General features: G+C 61.2%; 16 protein-coding genes and 4 tRNA genes. 10 read left to right on the top strand and 10 right to left on the bottom strand.

Annotated features, from left to right (window positions below; translation table 11 throughout):
- Positions 1–262: 262 nt before the first annotated feature.
- The 6 genes from PSCI_RS16810 to PSCI_RS16785 form a co-directional block, all read right to left on the bottom strand.
- Positions 263–339 (bottom strand) — tRNA-Asp (locus PSCI_RS16810).
- 12 nt (positions 340–351) lie between these two features.
- Positions 352–427 (bottom strand) — tRNA-Val (locus PSCI_RS16805).
- A 215-nt stretch (positions 428–642) separates the two neighbouring features.
- On the bottom strand, positions 643–1818 hold the full coding sequence (locus PSCI_RS16800) for an L-rhamnonate dehydratase (protein ID WP_045489106.1): 1176 nt from the start codon (positions 1816–1818) through the stop codon (positions 643–645).
- 88 nt (positions 1819–1906) lie between these two features.
- Positions 1907–2923 carry a 4-hydroxythreonine-4-phosphate dehydrogenase PdxA gene (locus PSCI_RS16795; protein WP_045489103.1) on the bottom strand — a complete coding sequence of 339 codons (1017 nt, stop codon included), beginning with the start codon at positions 2921–2923 and terminating at the stop codon, positions 1907–1909.
- Entirely contained in the window at positions 2920–3879 is a 960-nt protein-coding gene (locus PSCI_RS16790) for an amidohydrolase family protein (RefSeq protein ID WP_045489101.1), read from the bottom strand. Before PSCI_RS16790 ends, PSCI_RS16795 begins: the two co-directional genes overlap by 4 nt.
- A complete protein-coding gene (locus PSCI_RS16785; RefSeq protein ID WP_045489098.1) occupies positions 3872–5197 on the bottom strand; it encodes an MFS transporter in 1326 nt (441 codons plus the stop codon). Before PSCI_RS16785 ends, PSCI_RS16790 begins: the two co-directional genes overlap by 8 nt.
- Before the next feature lie 260 nt (positions 5198–5457).
- Between PSCI_RS16785 and PSCI_RS16780 the strand changes: the two genes are divergently transcribed.
- The 4 genes from PSCI_RS16780 to PSCI_RS16765 all read left to right on the top strand — a co-directional run bounded on the left by PSCI_RS16780 (position 5458) and on the right by PSCI_RS16765 (position 9645).
- Positions 5458–6468: a Bug family tripartite tricarboxylate transporter substrate binding protein gene (locus tag PSCI_RS16780; protein WP_045489095.1), complete on the top strand. Its 1011-nt coding sequence runs from the start codon at positions 5458–5460 to the stop codon at positions 6466–6468.
- 69 nt (positions 6469–6537) lie between these two features.
- Positions 6538–7068: a tripartite tricarboxylate transporter TctB family protein gene (locus PSCI_RS16775; protein WP_045489091.1), complete on the top strand. Its 531-nt coding sequence runs from the start codon at positions 6538–6540 to the stop codon at positions 7066–7068.
- Positions 7065–8588: a tripartite tricarboxylate transporter permease gene (locus tag PSCI_RS16770; protein WP_045489088.1), complete on the top strand. Its 1524-nt coding sequence runs from the start codon at positions 7065–7067 to the stop codon at positions 8586–8588. The genes PSCI_RS16775 and PSCI_RS16770 overlap by 4 nt, the downstream gene beginning before the upstream one ends.
- 112 nt (positions 8589–8700) lie before the next feature.
- Positions 8701–9645, top strand: a complete 945-nt coding sequence (locus PSCI_RS16765) for a LysR family transcriptional regulator (RefSeq protein ID WP_045489086.1) — start codon at positions 8701–8703, stop codon at positions 9643–9645.
- Positions 9646–9751: 106 nt separating this feature from the next.
- Here PSCI_RS16765 and PSCI_RS16760 read toward each other — a convergent pair.
- Positions 9752–9828, bottom strand: a tRNA-Asp gene (locus PSCI_RS16760).
- 12 nt (positions 9829–9840) lie between these two features.
- Positions 9841–9916, bottom strand: a tRNA-Val gene (locus PSCI_RS16755).
- A 157-nt stretch (positions 9917–10073) separates the two neighbouring features.
- Here PSCI_RS16755 and rdgC point away from each other — a divergent pair.
- From rdgC to tyrS, 3 genes are all read left to right on the top strand, one after another.
- A complete protein-coding gene (gene rdgC / locus PSCI_RS16750; RefSeq protein ID WP_045489083.1) occupies positions 10074–10994 on the top strand; it encodes a recombination-associated protein RdgC in 921 nt (306 codons plus the stop codon).
- A 70-nt stretch (positions 10995–11064) separates the two neighbouring features.
- Positions 11065–12027: a bile acid:sodium symporter family protein gene (locus tag PSCI_RS16745; protein ID WP_045489080.1), complete on the top strand. Its 963-nt coding sequence runs from the start codon at positions 11065–11067 to the stop codon at positions 12025–12027.
- A 164-nt stretch (positions 12028–12191) separates the two neighbouring features.
- Entirely contained in the window at positions 12192–13424 is a 1233-nt protein-coding gene (gene tyrS, locus PSCI_RS16740) for a tyrosine--tRNA ligase (protein WP_045489076.1), read from the top strand.
- Here the strand turns inward: tyrS and PSCI_RS16735 are convergent.
- Together PSCI_RS16735 and PSCI_RS16730 are read right to left on the bottom strand one after the other, a co-directional pair.
- Positions 13421–15295: an MFS transporter gene (locus PSCI_RS16735; protein ID WP_045489072.1), complete on the bottom strand. Its 1875-nt coding sequence runs from the start codon at positions 15293–15295 to the stop codon at positions 13421–13423. The genes tyrS and PSCI_RS16735 overlap by 4 nt on opposite strands.
- Positions 15296–15593: 298 nt before the next feature.
- On the bottom strand, positions 15594–16904 hold the full coding sequence (locus PSCI_RS16730) for an OprD family porin (RefSeq protein ID WP_045494471.1): 1311 nt from the start codon (positions 16902–16904) through the stop codon (positions 15594–15596).
- Between the two features lie 469 nt (positions 16905–17373).
- Between PSCI_RS16730 and PSCI_RS16725 the strand changes: the two genes are divergently transcribed.
- From PSCI_RS16725 to PSCI_RS16715, 3 genes are read left to right on the top strand one after another with little or no spacing between them, the layout of a single operon-like run.
- On the top strand, positions 17374–18327 hold the full coding sequence (locus PSCI_RS16725; RefSeq protein ID WP_045489069.1) for a tripartite tricarboxylate transporter substrate binding protein: 954 nt from the start codon (positions 17374–17376) through the stop codon (positions 18325–18327).
- Entirely contained in the window at positions 18315–18776 is a 462-nt protein-coding gene (locus tag PSCI_RS16720) for a tripartite tricarboxylate transporter TctB family protein (RefSeq protein ID WP_045489066.1), read from the top strand. Before PSCI_RS16725 ends, PSCI_RS16720 begins: the two co-directional genes overlap by 13 nt.
- Positions 18776–20284, top strand: coding sequence for a tripartite tricarboxylate transporter permease (locus tag PSCI_RS16715; protein WP_045489064.1), 1509 nt, complete (start codon positions 18776–18778; stop codon positions 20282–20284). Before PSCI_RS16720 ends, PSCI_RS16715 begins: the two co-directional genes overlap by 1 nt.
- Positions 20285–20369 lie beyond the last annotated feature (85 nt).

The raw sequence follows: 20369 nt of genomic DNA, 5'->3' as shown, positions 1-20369 counted from the left end.
CCGAGGTGAGGGGTAGGCTGTCGAAACCAAACATAACGGAATTTGACCAGCGCAGATAATTCTATTTGGCTATAAGTTAATATTAATAAAAATGATCTAAATCAATAACAGAGATTTAATTTTGGAATAAACAATCATGCTCCGTGCCGCATCGGCCCGACGCCGACATGCCGAGCGCTTTTTTCAACGCACAGCAAAAAGGCGACCCTGAGGTCGCCTTTTTGGCAGTGATTCAAGCCGTTCAGTGAGCTTGAATCGAAAGTGGCGCAGCGGACGGGACTCGAACCCGCGACCCCCGGCGTGACAGGCCGGTATTCTAACCGACTGAACTACCGCTGCGCATTACACTGATGGTGGGTGATGACGGGATCGAACCGCCGACCCTCTGCTTGTAAGGCAGATGCTCTCCCGGCTGAGCTAATCACCCTCTCGGTGTGGCGCGCATTCTACGGAGCAATTCCATAGCTGGCAAGCACTTAGCTGCAAATAATTGAAAAAAATCGATAACCCGAAAAACCCTCAGCATTCGGCTGCTTCGTGACGCTTGCGCGGCCAGCGCCCTCCCTCATACGTGTGCATGGGCATACTGCCCTCTTTGACCGAGGGCAGCAGGGGCCAGAGCGTTATGCTTGAGCCAGGCCGTCACTCGATGATGTTGAACTCGCTCAAGTACTCGGTCGATATTTCCAGACCAAGGCCCGGTTTGTTGTCATCGAGTTGAATGTAGCCATCGACCGGCGCCGGTTCGCCCTTGAACACGTAATAGAACAGTTCGTTACCCACCTCAACGTCAAACACCGGGAAGAACTCGGACATTGGCGAGGCGGTGGTGGACATGGTCAGGTGATAGTTGTGCATCTGCCCGGCATGCGGGATGACCGGCACCGACCAGGCTTCGGCCATCGCGTTGATCTTGCGTGCAGCGGTGATGCCTCCGACCCGGTTGGTGTCGTACTGGATCACGTCGACGGCCCGGCGTTCGAGCAGGTCCTTGAAGCCATAGGAGGTAAACTCGTGCTCACCGCCGGAGATTGGCATGATGCCCATCTTCTTCAGCTCGATGTAGCCTTCCAGGTCATCAGCGATCACCGGCTCTTCCAGCCAGCGCGGCTCGAACTCGGCCAGCTTCGGCAACATGCGCCGGGCGTATTCCAGGGTCCAGCCCATGTAGCACTCAAGCATGATGTCGACATCCGGACCTGCCAGCTCACGCAGGGCACGCACCTGCTCGATGTTGCGGCGCATGCCGGCCGGGCCGTCTTTGGGGCCGTAACCGAAACGCATCTTCAAGGCAGTGAAACCCTGATTCAGGTAGCCTTGGGCTTCTTCGAGGAACAGGTCGAGGTTGTCGTTGGCATACAGCTTGGATGCGTAGGTCCAGATCTTTTCCTTGGTGCGGCCGCCGAGCAGCTTGAACACCGGCTTGCCGACCGCCTTGCCCATGATGTCCCAGATGGCGATATCGATTGCCGAAATCGCCGCCATGCCGATGCCTTTACGCCCCCAGGCATGGCTCTGCCGGTACATCTTCTGCCAGATGTATTCGTTGTCGAACGGGTCTTCGCCAATCGCAATCGGGGCCAGATAGGTGTCGATGATTTGCTTGGCGACCCGCGGCGCCAAGGCACAGTTACCGATGCCGACGATGCCGTTGTCAGTCTCCACTTCCACCACCAGCCAACCGTGGAACCGGAACGAGCCCATGGCATCGCCACGCTCGAAAAGAATGTCGCTGGCGTTGGTGCAGAAATGTGCCTGGGGCGGTACGACCTTGCCCTTCCATTCGAAAACGCGGGTGCGGATGGATTTTATTTTCATGGTCTAGCTCCTGTTTCAAAGCATGAGTCAACCTGACCGGCTGGCGAGCGCGAGCCGGCAGAGAAAAAATCAGCAATACGGTCTGGCGTCAGGCCTGACGTCGAGCGCCCATACGGCAAGCGATCTCGAAGGCCTGCCGGGTTGCGCCGACATTGGCCTTGCCCTGCCCGGCAATATCAAACGCCGTACCGTGGGCCGGGGTAGTGATAGGAATCGGCAAGCCGCCCTGCACCGTCACCCCTCGGGAAAAGCCCATCAGCTTGATCGCGATCTGGCCCTGATCGTGGTACATGGTCACCACCGCATCGAAGGCCTGGCTATCGCCCTGCACCTTGAGAAAGATGGTGTCGCCCGGATATGGGCCGACGGCGTCGATGCCCTGCTCGCGAGCCAGTTCCACTGCCGGGCCGATGATGTCCAGCTCTTCCCGACCGAAGCTGCCGTTGTCGCCGTTATGCGGGTTGAGCCCGCAGACGCCGATGCGTGGTTTATCAAGACCATTGCGCTTGAGCGCGGTATCGATCAGGCCAATGGCCTCCAACACCCGTTGCTGGCTGAGCATGCCAGGCACATCGGCCAGCGCCACGTGGGAGGTCACCCGCGAGGTCCACAGGTTATCGAGCACGTTGAATTCGCAGAACGGTCCCTCGAACCCCAGGTATTCGGCGAACCAGTGCAGCTCATCGCTGTGCCCCATGCCAGCCATGTGCAGTGAGGTTTTGTTCAACGGCCCGAACAGTATAGCGTCGGTGCTGCCGGCCGCCGTCAGACGCAGTGCCTGCTCCAGGGTATCGAGGCTGTAGCGGCCGCCGATGACACTGGCTTCGCTGCGCACAAACTCGCCCTCGGCATGGCCGCGAAATGGCAACAGCAAGGGTGTGTCGTCGGTGAATTGCAGCGCCTCGGTCGAGTCGATGATGCGGTAGGGAAACGACCGCCCCGCAATGTCCATACCGCGGCGCATTTCTGCTTCATCGGCGATCAGCAAAACATGGGCCTTGCCCCGCACCTCCGGCTCGCTGAGCAGCCGGGCGATCAGTTCAGGACCGATGCCGGCCGGATCACCCAGCACCATGGCCAGACGGGGAAGAGTCGAGTTACTCATGCAATGGTCCTCAGGTCGGCAGAGACGTCCGCAAGGCGGATGACATCCGGCACGGTGCGATAAAGGCGCCGCGCATTGGTGTGAAATAGCTGCTCCTGCTGCTGGCGCGGCAGGTCGGCGACGATGCGTTTGAAGCCGCCGTAGATGTCGTCGAACGAGCCACACAGGCTGTCGACCGGAAAATTGCTGGCGAACATCACCCGCGCGGCGCCGAACATGGCGATGGTTTCGCGCACGATCCAGGCGTTGTCTTCAACGCACCAGCGCTTGCCGGGCAGGCCGATGCCAGAGACCTTCACCGCGACGTTTGCGCAGTCGGCCAGACGCGCCATAGCGGCATGCCAGCCTGCCAGCCCCTGCTCGCTGCGATCCGACGGCAGCCCGGCGTGGTTGAGGATCAGTTGGGTTTGTGGAAAGTCGCGGGCCAGCTCGATTGCCTCATGCAGGCTCCACCACGGGCTTTGCAGGTCGAAGTGCAGGCCATGGCGCGCCAGCTCGGCATAGCCGCGGCGCCATTGCTCATCACTCATCAACGTCCGCTGCTGACCGACGTGATCCGGCGCAGCCGGCCCCCCTGGCTTGTGGCGTACGCTGCGTACTCGCTCAAAACCTGCCTGGGCGGCCAGCACCTCAGCAGCATCCGGGGCGTCCAGCCAGGCCTGGGCGACCACCGCATTGGGCGCGCCATACTGCGCGGCGACCTGATGAATGAAGCGCGTCTCACCAATCGGGTCGCGGGCATCCCACTCGGTCTCCACATACACAGTGGCCACCACCTGATGCTCACCGGCATCGGCCAGGTAATCATCCGGAAAGTAACGACGCTTGATCGCGCTGTAGTCACCGTAACGGAACGGGATGTTTTGCTTGCCCGACAACCACGGATGGTAATTGCGCTGTGGGTCCCAGAAATGATGGTGGGCATCAGTGATCGGCCCGTCATACAGATCAGCCATGGGCCACCTCGGCCTGGTCCAGAGAAATCAACAGCGTGCCGGCGATAAAAAGCCCCGAGCACACGGCGAAGAAGCCCAATACCGCGCTGTAGCCGCCAGCATGTTGCAACAGCAGGCCGACCAGGATCGGCACCGCGATACCGCCCAGACTACCCGCCAGATTCATCACGCCACCGATCAGGCCCACCCTTGCCGGCGATGCCAGCAGGCCTGGAAAACTCCAGTACAAACTGCCCCACATCAGGAAGAATGCCGTCAGCGAAAGTAGCCCGACCGCTTGGTAGGGGTCGCCAAGGCCGGGCAGCAGCAAGAAGGCGCACAGCGCGATCAGCCCGGAAAACGTCAGCAGCCCTTTGGCGGCCAGCCCCCGGCGCATGCCTTTGCGGATCAGCAGATCACAGAGAAAGCCACCGGTCAGCGAGCCGGCGGCGCCACACAGAAAGATCACGAACGTCGCCGCGCCAATGCCCTTTATGTCGAAGCCACGCGCCTGCGCCAGATAGCTTGGCCCCCAGGTCAGCAGACCGAAGAACACCATGGCCCAACTGGCCCGGCCAAGCATGATGCCGGTCAACGAGCGGGCGGCGATGCCCAGGCCCTTCACGGCCTGCTGCGCGGCCTCGGCCATCGGCACGCTGCGCCCCTCATTGATCGACGCCAGCTCAGCCTCATTGACACCTGGATGCGCCGCCGGATCGTCACGCAGGTAATGCCAGGCCAGCCAGCCCATCGCCAGGGTGGCGATACCGGCGATGAAGAACGCGATCCGCCAGGAGTCGAGCACGGCAATCATGTAGGCGATCAACAAGCCACCCAGCGCCACGCCCAACGGCCCGCCGCAGTCCATCAGCACCGCACCGCGACTGCGCTCGCCAGAGCCCAGCCACAACGAGTTGAGCTTGCCGCCTGCCGGAAACAACGGTGCCTCGGCAGCGCCCAGAGCGACCCGCGCGAACATCAGCGAGAGCCCACCGGTGGCAAATGCGGCCAGCGTCTGGAAAGTCCCCCACAGCCCGGTTGACCAACCGATGACCCGACGCGGGCCGTAGCGGTCGATCAGCCAACCGCCGGGAATCTGCAGCAACGCGTAGGCCCAGAAGAAGCTGCTGAGAATCAGCCCTTGCATGCTCGGGCTGAGGGTGAACTCCTTGGCGATGATCGGCATGGCGATCGACAGCGATACCCGATCGACCAGATTGATAACCGTGAGCGCGAAGATGATTGCGAAAATGCGCCAGCGCACTCGACTGGGACTGGCAGCCAGAACCTGGTCCGAGGAGGCGCGCACTTGTCGGGCGACAGGGTGAGCCTGAGCCATTGAAAGTACCTCTGCATTGTTGTTTTTGTAATTCCGGGACGGCAGGGGACCGTCCGGGCTGAGCGCACTATCGGCCCGCGAAACGATAACCGTCTAATCAAAGATTCTCATATGGACATAGCCTGGGGTTATCACTCGACCGACGCGGTCGACATAACCTGAGGCTATCGGAGTATCAGTTATTTTGAGTAGACGCTTATCGAGATGCTTCGCACACTCCGGGCATCCCACATAACAATGACAACAATGAGGTAGCCCCGATGCGCATCGTTCGCTCGCGTCACATTCCCGCCCTGCTCAGCGCCTGCTGCCTGCTTTGCAGCGCTCCGCTCAGTGCCCTGGCCGACTGGAAACCGCAGAAAAACGTAGAGATCGTTGTGGCCGGCGGCCCCGGCGGCGGCACCGATCAACTGGGCCGGGTGATCCAGTCGGCGATTACTCAGCACAAGCTGCTCGACGTCAATACTGTGGTGCTCAACAAGGGCGGCGGCAACGGTGCCGAAGCCTTTCTGGAGATGAAGCTGGCCAACCGCGACGCCCACAAGCTGGTGATCGGCACCAATAACATCTACTTGCTGCCACTGGTCGCCAAGCTGGGCTACCAATGGACCGACCTGACCCCGGTAGCCGCCGTCGCGGAAGATGACTTCATCCTCTGGACCTATCAGGACTCACCGTGGAAGGACGCCGCCGCGTTCAAGGCCGCCCTTGCCCAGGATCCGGCAAAGATGCGAATCGGCGGCAGTCAGTCCAAGGATGTCGACCAGACCCTGACCCTGCTGCTCGGTCAGCAGACCAACACCCGGCTCACCTACATACCGTTCAAGAGCGGCAGCGAAGCGTCCACCCAGTTGGCCGGCAAGCACATCGCAGCCAACTTCAACAACCCGGCCGAAAGCGTCAGCCAGTGGCGCGGCGGCCAGGTGGTACCACTGTGCGTGTTCAGCCAGCAACGCATGAGCTACACCCAGAAAGTCACCGACACGCAGTCCTGGGCCGACGTACCCACCTGCAAGGAACAGGGCCTGGGCATCGACCAGTACCGCTTCCCGCGTACGGTGTTCCTGCCTGGCGGGGTCAGCGACGAGCAGCGCGAGTTCTATGTCGAATTGCTGCGCAAGGTCAGCCAGACCCCGGAATTCAAAACCTACGTCGAGCGCTCGGCGCTGGCCCCGACCTTCCTCGCCGGCCAGCAACTGGTCAGCTACATCGAGAAGGATCGCGAGCGCGTCATCCCCGTGTTCAAGCAGGCCGGCTGGCTGCGCGAGTAAGCCTCGCCTCGACCTCTCCCGGCGCGCAGCGAAGCCGCCGGGCTGCCCAGCCCACAGCGAGGAACTCTCATGTCCAACACCACCGACACGCCGCTGGTGACCACCCGCCGGGTGGAAATCGGCCTGGCATTGTTTACCGCCGCACTTGGCAGCATCGTCATGTATGGCGCCATTGATATCGGTATCGGCTGGGGCGATGCCGGCCCCCAGGCCGGTTACTTCCCCTTCTACATCGGTCTGCTGATGACCGCCGCCAGTCTCGGCAACCTGATTCTGGCGCTGCTGCGCAGCCCGGCGATGAGCGCCGGGTTCGTCGGCCGCCAGGCCTTTGGCCAGGTGCTGGCGGTATTCGTGCCGATTACCCTGTATGTAATCGCCATGCCGTTTGCCGGTATCTACCTGGCCTCGGCGGTGTTCATCGCCTGGTTCATGTGGCGCGACCGCCAGCGCAGCAAGCCTTACGGCATCGTCCTGATCGCTACCATAGCCTGCGGCGCGGCATTGGCCAGCTATCTGATCTTCGCCCTGTGGTTCAAAGTGCCGCTGGACAGCGGCCTGCTGGGTGATCTGCTGACCCTGGCCGGAGGAAAGCCGCAATGAGTGAAATCGACTCTCTGATGCAGGGCATGGCGCTGATCCTGACCCCGCATCACATCGGCCTGATGGTCATCGGTGTGCTGCTTGGCATTCTGGTCGGCGTACTGCCCGGCCTCGGCGCGCCCAACGGCGTGGCGCTGCTGTTGCCGCTGACCTTCACCATGGAGCCGGTGTCAGCGATCATCCTGCTGTCGTGCATGTACTGGGGCGCACTGTTCGGCGGCTCCATCACCTCGATCCTGTTCAACATACCCGGCGAACCCTCGTCGGTGGCGACCACCTTCGATGGCTACCCGATGGCGCGCAACGGCCAGGCCGGCGAAGCACTGACCGCCGCCTTCACCTCGGCGCTGCTCGGGGCACTGGTGGGCGTGCTGCTGCTGACCTTCCTGTCGACCCGTATCGCCGAATTCGCCATGGCGTTCAGCTCGCCCGAGTTCTTCGCCGTGTACCTGCTGGCGTTCTGTACTTTCATTGGCATGAGCAAGAACCCGCCACTGAAAACCGTGGTCGCGATGATGATCGGTTTTGCCATGGCTGCCGTGGGGATGGACACGGTGTCTGGCGAACTGCGGCTGACCTTCGACCAGACCTGGCTACTTTCCGGCCTGAGCTTTGAAGTGGCGGTGATCGGCCTGTTCGGTATCGGCGAGATTCTCTGCACGGTCGAGGAAGGCCTGGTGTTTCGCGGCGAACGGGCGCGCATCACGCCAATGACCATCCTGCGCACCTGGGCCAAATTGCCACGCTATTGGCTGACCTGGCTGCGCAGCGCGCTGGTCGGTTGCTGGATGGGGGTTACACCCGGCGGACCGACCGCCGCCTCGTTCATGAGCTACAGCCTGGCGCGACGCTTCTCGAAGAACCGGGACAACTTCGGCAAAGGTGAAGTGGAAGGTGTTATCGCCCCTGAAACCGCCGATCACAGTGCCGGCACCAGCGCCCTGCTCCCGATGCTGACCCTGGGGATTCCGGGCTCGGCAACCGCCGCGGTGATGCTCGGCGGGCTGATGATCTGGGGCCTGCATCCGGGGCCGACGCTGTTTGTCGAGCAGCACGATTTCGTCTGGGGGCTGATCGCCAGTATGTATCTGGGCAACGTGGTCAGCCTGATTGTGGTGCTGGCGACCGTGCCACTGTTCGCCTCGATCCTGCGCATCCCGTTTTCGATCATTGCGCCGATCATCATCATGATCTGCTCGATTGGTGCCTACTCGGTGCACAACTCGATGTTCGACGTCGGCTTGATGCTGATCTTTGGCGCGCTCGGTTATCTGTTCAAAAAGCTCGGCTACCCGATTGCGCCATTGATTCTTGCGGCGGTGCTGGGCGACAAGGCCGAAGACGCGTTTCGTCAGTCGATGCTGTTCTCCGACGGGCAATTATCGATCTTCTGGTCGAATCCACTGGTTGGCAGCCTGACCACGGCAGCCCTGCTGATGCTGTTCTGGCCACTGCTGGCGCGCGCCATAAAAGCACTGTTTACGCGTCAAGGCTGCGGGCAGACCAAGCATGTCTCGTGACCGGACCCAGGCCGGGCTGTTTCCGGGCGTTGCCAGGGGCCGCTCGCTTATGACTGGCGAGCGGCGCGATTTGTTGTCACCCTTGGCCGGTTCTCCTGCCAAGAGTCGCGCCATGTCCCGTATTCCAGACGCCAGCATCATCCACAGCCGCCTGCGTTTGCGGCAACTGCGCCTGATGCTGGCGCTTCAGGAGTTCGGCTCATTGCGCCGCGCGGCCGAAGAGATCGGCATGACCCAGCCGGCAGCCACCAAGATGCTCCACGAAGCGGAAAGCCTGCTTGGCGTCGAACTATTCGAGCGCTTGCCGCGCGGCATGCGCGCCACCGCGTTTGGCGAGACGGCGATCTACTACGCGAAGATGATCTTCGCCGAGCTGTCGGGCATGCGTGAGGAGTTCGTGGCGCTGGAGTCCGGCAATCTTGGCAGGGTAACCATCGGCGCCATTCCGGCGCTGGCTTGCGGGCTCCTGACCCGCACCATCGCCACCCTCAAGAACAGTCATCCACGGCTGTCGATGAGCATTCAGGTCGATACCAGCGATGTACTGGTGCAGGCCCTGCAACAGGATCAACTGGACGTGGTGCTCGGCCGTATTCCAGATGGCGCCCGCACCGATGATCTGCTGTTCGACAGTCTGGGTGAAGAAACCCTGTGTGTGGTTGCCGGCGCCCAACACCCGATGGCAGGCGCCACCGAACTGAGCTGGGAGCAACTGCAGGACATGACCTGGGTCCTGCAACAGCACCCCAGCCCGATGCGCACCATCATCAATCAGGCCTTCCACAACGCCCGGGTGGATATCCCCAACAGCATCGTCGAAACCACTTCGATCATGACCCTGCTGTCGCTGCTGCAGCAGACCGACATGATTGGTGTGACGCCGGTGTCGGTCATCAATGATTACCCAGGCAAGCACCTGCTGGCGGTACTGCCGATCATCTTCGAACCGCGTCTGCCGCCTTACGGCCTGATCACCCGCCGCCATCGCATCCAGTCATCGGCCATGCAGGCGTTCATGGACGCGGTGCGGGCTGAAAGGACCCGTGAAGACGATTGAAGGCTTGCGCCTGAAGCGCCGAACAAAAGCCGGAAAAGCAAAAAGGCGACCCTGAGGCCGCCTTTTTGGCAGTGATTCAAGCCGTTCAGTGAGCTTGAATCGAAAGTGGCGCAGCGGACGGGACTCGAACCCGCGACCCCCGGCGTGACAGGCCGGTATTCTAACCGACTGAACTACCGCTGCGCATTACACTGATGGTGGGTGATGACGGGATCGAACCGCCGACCCTCTGCTTGTAAGGCAGATGCTCTCCCGGCTGAGCTAATCACCCTCTCGGTGTGGCGCGCATTCTACGGAGCACCCCAAACTCTGACAAGCACTTTTTGAAAAAAAATTTATAAATTTTCCAATGACTTAGCTCAGGGCTGGTCCAAGGGAGCCGGGCAGCGAATAATGCCCCACTTTGTATATGAGGAGAGACTCAGCCCATGTGGTTCAAAAACCTGCTTGTCTATCGACTGACCCAGGACGTGCCCTTTGACGCCGAAGCGCTGGAAACTGCACTGGCGACCAAGCCTGCCCGCCCCTGTGCCAGCCAGGAGTTGACCACTTATGGCTTCACGGCGCCGTTCGGCAAAGGCGAAGACGCACCCTTGGTGCATGTCAGTCAGGACTTCCTGCTGATCGCGGCGCGCAAGGAAGAGCGCATTCTGCCTGGCAGCGTGGTGCGCGATGCCCTCAAGGAAAAGGTCGAAGAGATCGAGGCCGAGCAGATGCGCAAGGTCTACAAGAAGGAGCGCGACCAGCTCAAGGATGAAATCATCCAGGCCTTCCTGCCGCGCGCGTTCATCCGCCGCTCGGCGACCTTCGCCGCCATCGCGCCGAAACAGGGCCTGATTCTGGTCAACGCCTCCAGCGCCAAGCGCGCTGAAGACCTGCTGTCGACCCTGCGTGAAGTGATCGGCTCGCTGCCGGTGCGCCCACTGACGGTCAAGGTCGCCCCAAGCGCCACCCTCACCGACTGGGTCAAGACCCAGAAAGCCGCCGACAATTTCTTCGTGCTGGATGAATGCGAACTGCGCGACACCCACGAAGACGGCGGCATCGTGCGTTGCAAGCGCCAGGACCTGACCGGCGATGAGATCCAGCTGCACCTGAACACCGGCAAAATCGTCACCCAGCTGTCGCTGGCCTGGCAAGACAAACTGTCGTTCGTGCTCGACGACAAGCTGGTAATCAAGCGCCTGAAGTTCGAAGACCTGCTGCAAGAGCAGGCCGAGCAGGACGGCGGTGACGAAGCCTTGGGCCAACTGGACGCCAGTTTCACCCTGATGATGCTGACCTTCGGCGAGTTCCTGCCCGAGCTGTTCGAAGCCCTGGGCGGCGAAGAGCAGCCACAAGGCATCTGATCAGCCCAGCGCCATCGCGCCGCCCTCGCTGGCGGCGCTTTTCATTAAGCAATCACAAAAGGATAAGGCCATGCGCGCACTGGCAGCCTTGAGCCGCTTCGTCGGCAACACCTTCGCGTACTGGGTGCTGTTGTTCGCCATCCTGGCGTTCCTGTTCCCGCAGGTTTTCATTGGCCTCAAAGGCTGGATCGTCCCGCTGCTGGGGCTGGTCATGTTCGGCATGGGCCTGACCCTCAAGCTTGAAGATTTCTCGGAAGTGGCGCGCAACCCCTGGCGCGTGGCACTCGGCGTGGTCGCCCACTTCGTGATCATGCCCGGCGTGGCCTGGCTGCTTTGCCAGCTCTTCCACCTGCCGCCGGAAATCGCCGTCGGGGTGATCCTGGTCGGCTGCTGCCCCAGCGGCACTTCGTCCAACGTCATGGCCTGGCTGGCCAAGGGTGACCTGGCCCTGGCAGTGGCCATCGCTGCGGTGACCACCCTGCTCGCCCCGCTGCTGACCCCGGCGCTGATCTGGTTCCTGGCCTCGGCCTGGCTGCCGGTCTCGTTCGCCGACATGTTCATGTCGATCCTGCAACTGGTGATGCTGCCGATCATCCTCGGAGTACTTGCCCAACGTCTGCTGGGCGCCCGGATCAGCTATGCGGTAGAGGTGCTGCCGCTGGTGTCGGTGGTCAGTATCGTGATGATCGTCTGCGCCGTGGTGGCCGCCAGCCAGGCGAAGATCGCAGAATCAGGCCTGCTGATCATGGCCGTGGTGATTCTGCATAACAGCTTCGGCTTCCTGCTCGGTTACTTCACCGGCAAGCTGTTCAAGCTGCGCCTGCCACAGCGCAAGTCGCTGGCGCTGGAAGTCGGCATGCAGAACTCCGGCCTCGGCGCTGCCCTGGCTGCCGCACACTTCTCGCCACTGGCAGCGGTGCCCAGTGCGCTGTTCAGCGTCTGGCACAACATCTCCGGTGCGTTGCTGTCGACGTATTTCCGCAAGATGAAAGACGAGCAGCCGCAAGTGGCAAGCCACAAGCTGCAAGACTAAGCGCGCCTTTCGTGGACCGGCCGATACAGGCTGGTTCACGCCCCTCCTCTGCTCCTGACTTATCGAGTCATTGCCCTGCCGGGCAAGCTTGTCTATGATCGGCCCAGCAAGCCTACCTATCGGTAGGTTTTATAGTTTTTCATCTATACAACGGCCGAGCCACCATGAGCGCAAACACCGACATCATCGAAACCCTGCAACAACGCGGCTTCATTCATCAATCCACCGACCTGGATGGCCTGCGCGAGCATCTGGCCGAGGCGCCGCGCACCGTGTATCTGGGTTTCGATGCAACCGCCGACAGCCTGCACGTGGGGCACTTGCAAGGCCTGATGCTGATGCGCTGGCTGCAAAAGGCCGGGCATCGACCGTTGATGCTGATCGGTGGCGCCACCACGCGCATCGGTGATCCGAGCTTTCGTGACGAGAGCCGCCCGCTGCTGAACCAGGCGCAGATCGAGGCGAACATCGCCGGTATCTGCAAGACCTTCGCACGTTATGTCGAACTGGGTGACGGCGCCGGGCGTGTGGTGGATAACGCCCAGTGGCTGGACGGTATCGGCTACCTGCAATTTCTCGACGAGGTGGGCCGCTACTTCTCGATCAATCGCCTGCTGACCTTCGATGCCGTGCGCCAACGCCTGGATCGTGAGCATTCATTGTCGTTTCTGGAATTCGGCTACACCCTGCTGCAAGCCCATGACTTCACCGAGCTGGCCAAACGTTTTGACTGTACCGTGCAACTGGGCGGCGCCGATCAGTGGGCCAATATCATCAATGGTGTAGAGCTGGGTCGGCGCCGCGACAGCCGCGAACTGTTCGGCCTGACCATGCCGTTATTGGCCACCAGCGACGGCAAGAAGATGGGCAAATCCCTTAACGGCGCAGTGTGGCTCAATGGCGAGCGCTTGGCGCCGTTCGAGTTCTGGCAGTTCTGGCGCAACTGCGATGACCGCGACGTGGCCCGCTTTCTCAAGCTGTTCACTGAATTGCCGCTGGACGAGATCGAGCGCCTGACAGCCGCAGGCGGTGCGGCGCTGAACCAGGCCAAGATCGTGCTGGCCAATCAGGTTACTGCCCTGGCCCACGGTCAGGACGCGGCTGACCAGGCGCAGCGGCAGGCCAACGCAATCTTCGCCGAACACGACAGCGCCGGGCTGCCGCAGATTGCGCTGAAGCGTGAAGCGCTGCACGCCGGGGCTACGCTTGCCAGCGTGCTGGTCGATGCCGGACTGGAGCCGTCACTTAGCGCCGTGCGCCGGCTGGCGGCCGGCGGCGGCTTGCGCTGCAAGGGTGAGCGGCTGGACAACCCGGACCTGCCACTGGATGCCGAGCAGGCACCGTGGCAGGTCAGTCTGGGCAAGAAACGCCATGTACTGATTGTGCTTGCAGACTAACGGGCCTGGCCGCGCAACTGCTTGACCACCTCACGCACCTCCACCGGCTTTGCCGCTTCGGCGGCAATCTGCGGGCCAGCCACCAGCACCACCCTTGACCACAGGCGACGGAACAGCCCCTTGCTCGGATCACGACTGAAAAAGCTGCCCCACAGACCTTGCAGCGCCATGGGAATCACTGGCACCGGGGTTTCCTCGATGATCCGGCTCATGCCCGCCTTGAAGCCGCTGATTTCACCGTCAGTGGTCAGCTTGCCTTCCGGGAAGATACACACCAGTTCACCGTCGGCCAGATAACGGGCAATGCGGGCAAAAGACTGCTCGTAGATCTGCATGTCTTCGTTGCGCCCGGCAATCGGAATGGCCCCAGCGGTACGGAACACAAAGTTGAGCACCGGCAGCTGGTAGATCTTGTAGTACATGACGAAGCGGATCGGCCGTCGCACGGCACCGGCGATCAGCAATGCATCGACAAACGACACGTGATTGCACACCAGCAGCGCCGCGCCCTCATCAGGGATCTGATCCAGGTTGCGGTGTTCGACGCGGTACATGGAATGGCTGAGCAGCCAGATCAAAAAGCGCATGGTGAATTCGGGCACGATGCGGAAGATGTACACGTTGACCGCGATATTCATCAGCGACACGGCCAGGAACAGCTCCGGGATCGAGAGCTTGGCCACACTGAGAAACAGGATCGAGACCAGTGCCGAGATCACCATGAACAACGCATTGAGGATGTTGTTGGCCGCGATGATCCGCGAACGCTCCTTCTCGGCGGTGCGCGACTGGATCAGGGCGTACAGCGGGACGATATAGAAGCCGGCAAAGACCCCGATGCCAAGGATATCCAGCAACACCCAGCGCCCGGCACTCAAGCCGAGAATCTCGCGCCAGCCATGCACCGTGGCAGGCTCGACCAGATGCGCCGAATGCCACCACAACAACAGGCCGAACAGGGTGATGCCGAACGAGCCGAACGGCACCAGGCCGATTTCGACCTTGTGCCCGGACAGCCGCTCACAGAGCAGCGAGCCCAGCGCGATACCCACCGAGAACACCGTCAGAATCAGGGTGACCACGGTTTCATCGCCGTGCATCAGGTCCTTGGCATAGGTTGGAATCTGGGTCAGGTAAATCGCCCCGACAAACCAGAACCACGAGTTGCCGACGATCGAGCGCGACACTGCCGGGGTCTGGGTCAGGCCCAGCCGCACGGTTGCCCAGGTTTCACTGAAAATGTTCCAGTTCAGACGCAAATCCGGCGTCGCAGCGCCCGCCTTGGGAATGCCGTAACTGGCCAACAGTCCCAGGCACGCTGTGAGCAGGATGGCGGCCGAGACGATCCAGGCGTAATGGGTGAACGACAACATGATTCCGGCACTGATGGTGCCGGCCAGAATGGCCAGGAAGGTGCCCATTTCCACCAGCCCGTTACCGCCGACCAGTTCGTTCTCGCGCAGATGCTGGGGCAATATCGAGTACTTCACCGGACCGAACAGCGCCGAGTGAGTGCCCATGGCGAACAGTGTCAGCAACAGCAGCGGCAGATTACTGAACACAAAGCCCACCGCAGCGACAGCCATGATGCCGACCTCGGCCAGCTTGATCAGGCGGATCAGCGCATCCTTGGGATACTTCTCGCCCAACTGCCCGGCCAGCGCCGAAAACAGAAAGAACGGCAGAATGAACAGCATGGCGCAGAGGTTGACGTACACCGAGGTATCGCCCTGGATGCTGAGTTTGTAAAGGATGGCGAGGATCAGCGCCTGCTTGAACACGTTATCGTTGAAAGCCCCGAGGGACTGGGTGATAAAAAACGGCAGGAAGCGCCGCTTTTTCAGAAGATCGAATTGTGACTGCTGACTCATCGTCCGTGCACCTGAGAGGCTTTGAATAGAGGCGCGCAACACGCCAAAGCCGCTAATCTGCACGTTCACGGCACAGACTGACAAGCCGCATTGCAAATCTCTGTGCGATGACAGGCATTCTGTAGGAGCGACCTTGGTCGCGAAGAGGCCGGTAAAAACACTGCATCTGCTGTGACTTTGCTGGCCCTTTCGTCGGAATGCCGCCCAGACCAAGGTCGCTCCCATAAAGGCATGCAGCGCTTATCCGCGGTGCTGAGGCGGCAGGTGATTTCCCACAGCGGCTCGCAATGCCTGCGACTTAGAACAGCGCCAAGGTGTAGTTGATGATCACCCGGGTCTGGTCGGCATCACGCGCAGCTTCGCTGCGGGCCACGGCATGCCGCCAGGCAACGCCAAGGCCTTTGAAAGCGCCGTCCTGCACGACGTATTCCAGTGCCAGGTTACGCTCCCATTCCGACTGTTCGGCGCCGTTCACGGTCTGGATATTGTCGCCCTTGAGGTACATCACGCTGGCCTTGAGCCCCGGCACGCCGTTGGCGGAAAAATCGTAGGCGTATTGCGCAAAGGCGGTCTGCTCGCCGGCACGGCTGAAGTTGAGCACCATTTTCTGGGTCCACAGGTACAGGGTGGTCCCCCCGGCGCCCTCATCGATCGAACCCTGATTGAGCTGGACGAAGTTGCTGTCGTCGGAAACGCTCTGGTAGCCGAGCAACACCGAATGACCGCGCAGCCGGTAAGTAAACGCCGCGCTCCACAAGCTATTGTCGATTTCGCCATTGCCTGCCGAGGTATAACCGCTGGTGCGATAGCCTTGGGCGCGACCGGAAGCACTGCGGTTGGCGCCGTCGGCAAGGGTGCGGAAATAGCGCAGGTCGGTGGTCAGCGAGCTGTCGTCGCCCAGCGTCCATTTGTGATTGAGGCCCAGAAAATGCTGGGTGTAATAGTCTTCGAGCTGGCCTGCGTAGTACTGCAGCAGCAAGTCGCGGTCAACCCGGTAATCGACCCCGGCGAAGTAGAAGCGATCGCTTTGCTGCGAACCACCGGCCACCGCCATACCGGTGCGGTTGGTCGAGCCGCGCCCGGTGGCCCGGTTCAGGCCACCTGCCAGAAAGGTGAAGTCGTCCAGCTCTTTGGACTGCACCTGCACGCCCTGATAGGTCTGCGGCAGCAGGCGACCATCAGTGGCCACCAGTACCGGAATTTTGGGGATCAACTGGCCGTAGCGCAGTTCGGTCTTGCTGGCCTTGAGCTTGGCTGTCGCACCGAAGCGGCTCCACTGATCGGCGGCGCGGTCGCCGTCAGACGGAATCATCGTGCTGCCGACATGCCGACCGCGACCACTGTCGAGGGTCAGGCCGAGCATACCGGTGGCATCCACCCCCAACCCGACCGGCCCTTCGGTAAAGCCTGAGCGGTAGTTGAGCATGAAGCCTTGCGCCCATTCTTCGGTTTTCGAAGGATCGGCGCTGCCATCGCGGTTGTCGTTATTGAAATAGAAATTGCGCATCGACAGCGTGGCCTGGCTGTCCTTGAGCAAATCGGCATGCGCCTGCAAGCCGACGATCGCGCAACCTGTTGCGATTGCCAGACGAGAGATGGAAGGGCTCACAGAGCCAAACCTTGGCAGTGACAAACCACGTAAAAGCAAACAGGCGTTCAGGACCGGATGGCGCAGGGAAGGTTTTGCAGCGCAGTGCATATACAGCTCCATTTTTCTTGTTTTTTTGAAATAGCATTCCTTTTATAAAAATTCACAGCCCCTTTCCTGTCAACCCCTCATGAATACGCCAGGAAGCGCCCTACACGGCTTTCAGAAAGCGCTTACAGCGCTATTGAATGCTAGCGAAACGCGACGAAACATCCTGTCACAAAAGCTTATTTTTAAAATATCATTTCAATCTGTTAGCTTTTTTATCGTCATCTCATACCTGAACAATAAAAATACAGGTCAGCCTATGCCCCGCCTTGCCGCTCATCCCCAGCCGCTGCGTCACTGCTTGTCACGCCGTCCACTGTCGCGCCGACTGCGCTGAATTTCACCTGCCAGTACCTCAATAAAAACAACCCGAGGAACCTTGATGAACAAGCCCACATTCTGTTCGAGTGCAGCCCTGCTCGCCCTTGCCCTCAACTCATTCAACGCCCATGCGCAATGGCCGCAAGACCGGCCGATCGAGTTTCTGGTGGCCTATGCACCCGGTGGCAGCACTGACGTGATGGCCCGCGCCATGGAGCCGTTCATCGAGAAGCGCCTGGGCGCCGACATCGTGATTGTCAACCGTCCCGGTGCAGCCGGCGAAATCGCCTACACCGCGCTGAGCAAAGCCAAGCCTGACGGCTATACCTTTGCCTTTATCAATACCCCGGGTTTTCTCAGCACCCGGGTACAGCGCAAGGTCGGCTACGACACCGACAAGATCCGTCCGGTGGCGCGGATCGTCGATGACCCGACCGTATTGGCGGTGCCCAAGGAGTCGTCCTACAAGAACTTGGCCGACTTCATCGAAGCCGCCAAAGCCGCGCCGGGCAAAATGTCGATCGGCACCTCCGGCGTAGGAACCGACGATCACCTGATGATGGTCCAGTTGCAGCAACTGACCGGCACCAAACTCACCCACATCCCGTTCAGCGGCGCGTCCGAGTCACGCACCGCTTTGATGGGCGGGCATATCAGTGGCGCCGGGCAGAACATCAGCGAACTGAATGCCGATGACGACTTCCGGGTGCTGGCCCAGTTCTCGGCCGAGCGCATGCCGCAGCAACCGGACCTGCCAACCGCCAGGGAACAAGGTGTCGACCTGGTCATGAGTTCCGAACGTGGCATTGCGGCGCCTTCAGGTATTTCTGCCGACATCGAAAAGCGCATGTCCGAGGCGGTCCGCGATGTGCTGCAAGACCCTGATTTTCTCAAGAAGGCCAAGGACCTGATGCTGCCGATCGCCTACCTGTCAGGTGAAGACTGGGCAGCGCAAATGCCCGCCCAACTGCAAGGCTACCAGAAGCTCTGGAGCGTCTCGCCATGGGTGCAGTAAGCGCGGCAACACGCGGCAACCGTCCCGATCTGCTGGCCAGCGCCACCCTGATCGGGCTGGGCGGCCTGGCGTTATGGTCGAGCAAAGACCTGGCCTTTGGCAGCGCGGCCATGATGGGGCCTGGCTTCATGCCCATGGTGGTTGGCAGCATGGTGCTGATACTGGGCCTGATCATTGGCCTGGCAGGTTTGTGCAAGGGCGCCGAGCCCATCGGTAAGGTGCGCTTGCGCCCCTTGCTGATCCTGCTGGCCGCCGTTGGCGGGTTCGCGCTGGCGGCCGAGCTGGCCGGGTTTCTGATCGCGTCGGCCGGGCTGATCCTGTTCGGCAGCATGGCCGACAGAGAGTGGCGCCTGCGTGAAGCCCTCATCTCCAGTGTCGTGCTTAGCCTGTTCGGGCTGGTCGTGTTCATCTATGGACTGGACGTCCAAATGCCAGTGGGGCCGTTCTGATGGAATTTTTCGACGCGCTGTACCTGGGCTTTTCTGCCGCAATGAGCCCGACCAACCTGGCGTTCTGCCTGATTGGCGCGCTGCTGGGCACCCTGATTGGGGTCTTGCCGGGTATCGGCCCGACCGCCACGGTGGCAATCCTGCTGCCGATCACCTACTTCCTGCCGCCGCTGGCGGCGCTGATCATGCTCGCCGGCATCTTCTATGGCGCCCAGTACGGCGGCTCGACCACAGCCATTCTGGTCAACCTGCCCGGTGAGGCGTCTGCGGTGGTGACAGCACTGGATGGCCATGCCATGGCCAAGCGCGGCCGGGCCGGTGCGGCACTGGCCACTGCCGCACTGGCTTCGTTCTTTGCCGGCACCGTGGCCACCGTTGCACTGGCGGTGGCCGGCCCGCTGTTGTCGAAGTTCGCCCTGTCGTTCGGCCCGGCCGAATACGTCGCCCTGACCGTCTTTGGTCTGATGGCCGCCACTATCCTGGCCAGCGGCTCGGTGATCAAGGCGGTGGCCATGGTCTGCATAGGACTGTTGCTGGGCATGGTCGGCATGGATGTCAGCAGTGGCAGTACACGCCTGACATTCGGCTCCACCGACCTGTATGACGGCATCGATTTTGTGGTCATCGCCGTGGGCCTGTTCGGTATCGCAGAAATCGCCGTTAACCTTGAATCACCCGAAGCACGGGGCTCACTGGCCGGCAAGATCACCCGCCTGTGGCCGACCCGCGAGGACTTTCGCAAAGCCTGGCCGGCCACCCTGCGCGGCACCGCACTGGGCACCTTCCTGGGCGTGCTGCCGGGCGGTGGCGCGACCTTGAGTGCGTTCAGCGCCTACTCGCTGGAAAAGAAAGTCTCCAAAACCCCGGAAAATTTTGGCAGCGGTGCAATAGAAGGGGTCGCCGCACCGGAAGCGGCCAACAACGCCGGCGCGCAATCGTCGTTCATTCCTTTGCTGACCCTGGGCATTCCGTCCAACTCGATCATGGCGATGATGCTTGGCGCGATGATGATCCACGGCATCACCCCTGGCCCGTCGGTGATCAATCACCAGCCCGAGCTGTTCTGGGGACTGATCGCCAGTATGTGGATCGGCAACGTGATGCTGCTGGTGATCAACCTGCCGCTGATTGGGGTCTGGGTTCGCTTGCTGCGCGTGCCTTACCGCCTGTTGTTCCCGGCCATCCTGCTGTTCTGCTGTGTCGGCGTCTACAGCGTCAACAACCGCGGCTTTGATGTGGCACTGGTGATCATCTTCGGTTTGCTGGGCTATCTGTTGCGCAAAGCCAAATGCGAGCCGGGGCCGCTGCTGCTGGGCTTCGTGCTCGGGCCACTGCTGGAAACCAACCTGCGCCGGGCGATGCTGATCTCCCAGGGCGACCCGATGGTGCTGGTCGAGCGGCCGATCAGCGCCGGCCTGTTCGCTGCCTCGGCCATCCTGCTGGTGCTGATGATCCTGCCCGCGCTGCGCAAAAAACGCGAAGAAGCGTTCAAGGACGAAGAAATCTGACCGCCTTCTGAGCTCAAAAGCCCTGACACGGGGGCGAGGCTGCCCGGCGCAACCTCGCCCCGTCCTTTTAGGTTTGCCTTCATAG

The sequence above is a fragment of the Pseudomonas sp. StFLB209 genome, from assembly GCF_000829415.1.
Lineage (GTDB): Bacteria > Pseudomonadota > Gammaproteobacteria > Pseudomonadales > Pseudomonadaceae > Aquipseudomonas.
This window is presented reverse-complemented; position numbering and strand designations above follow the sequence as displayed.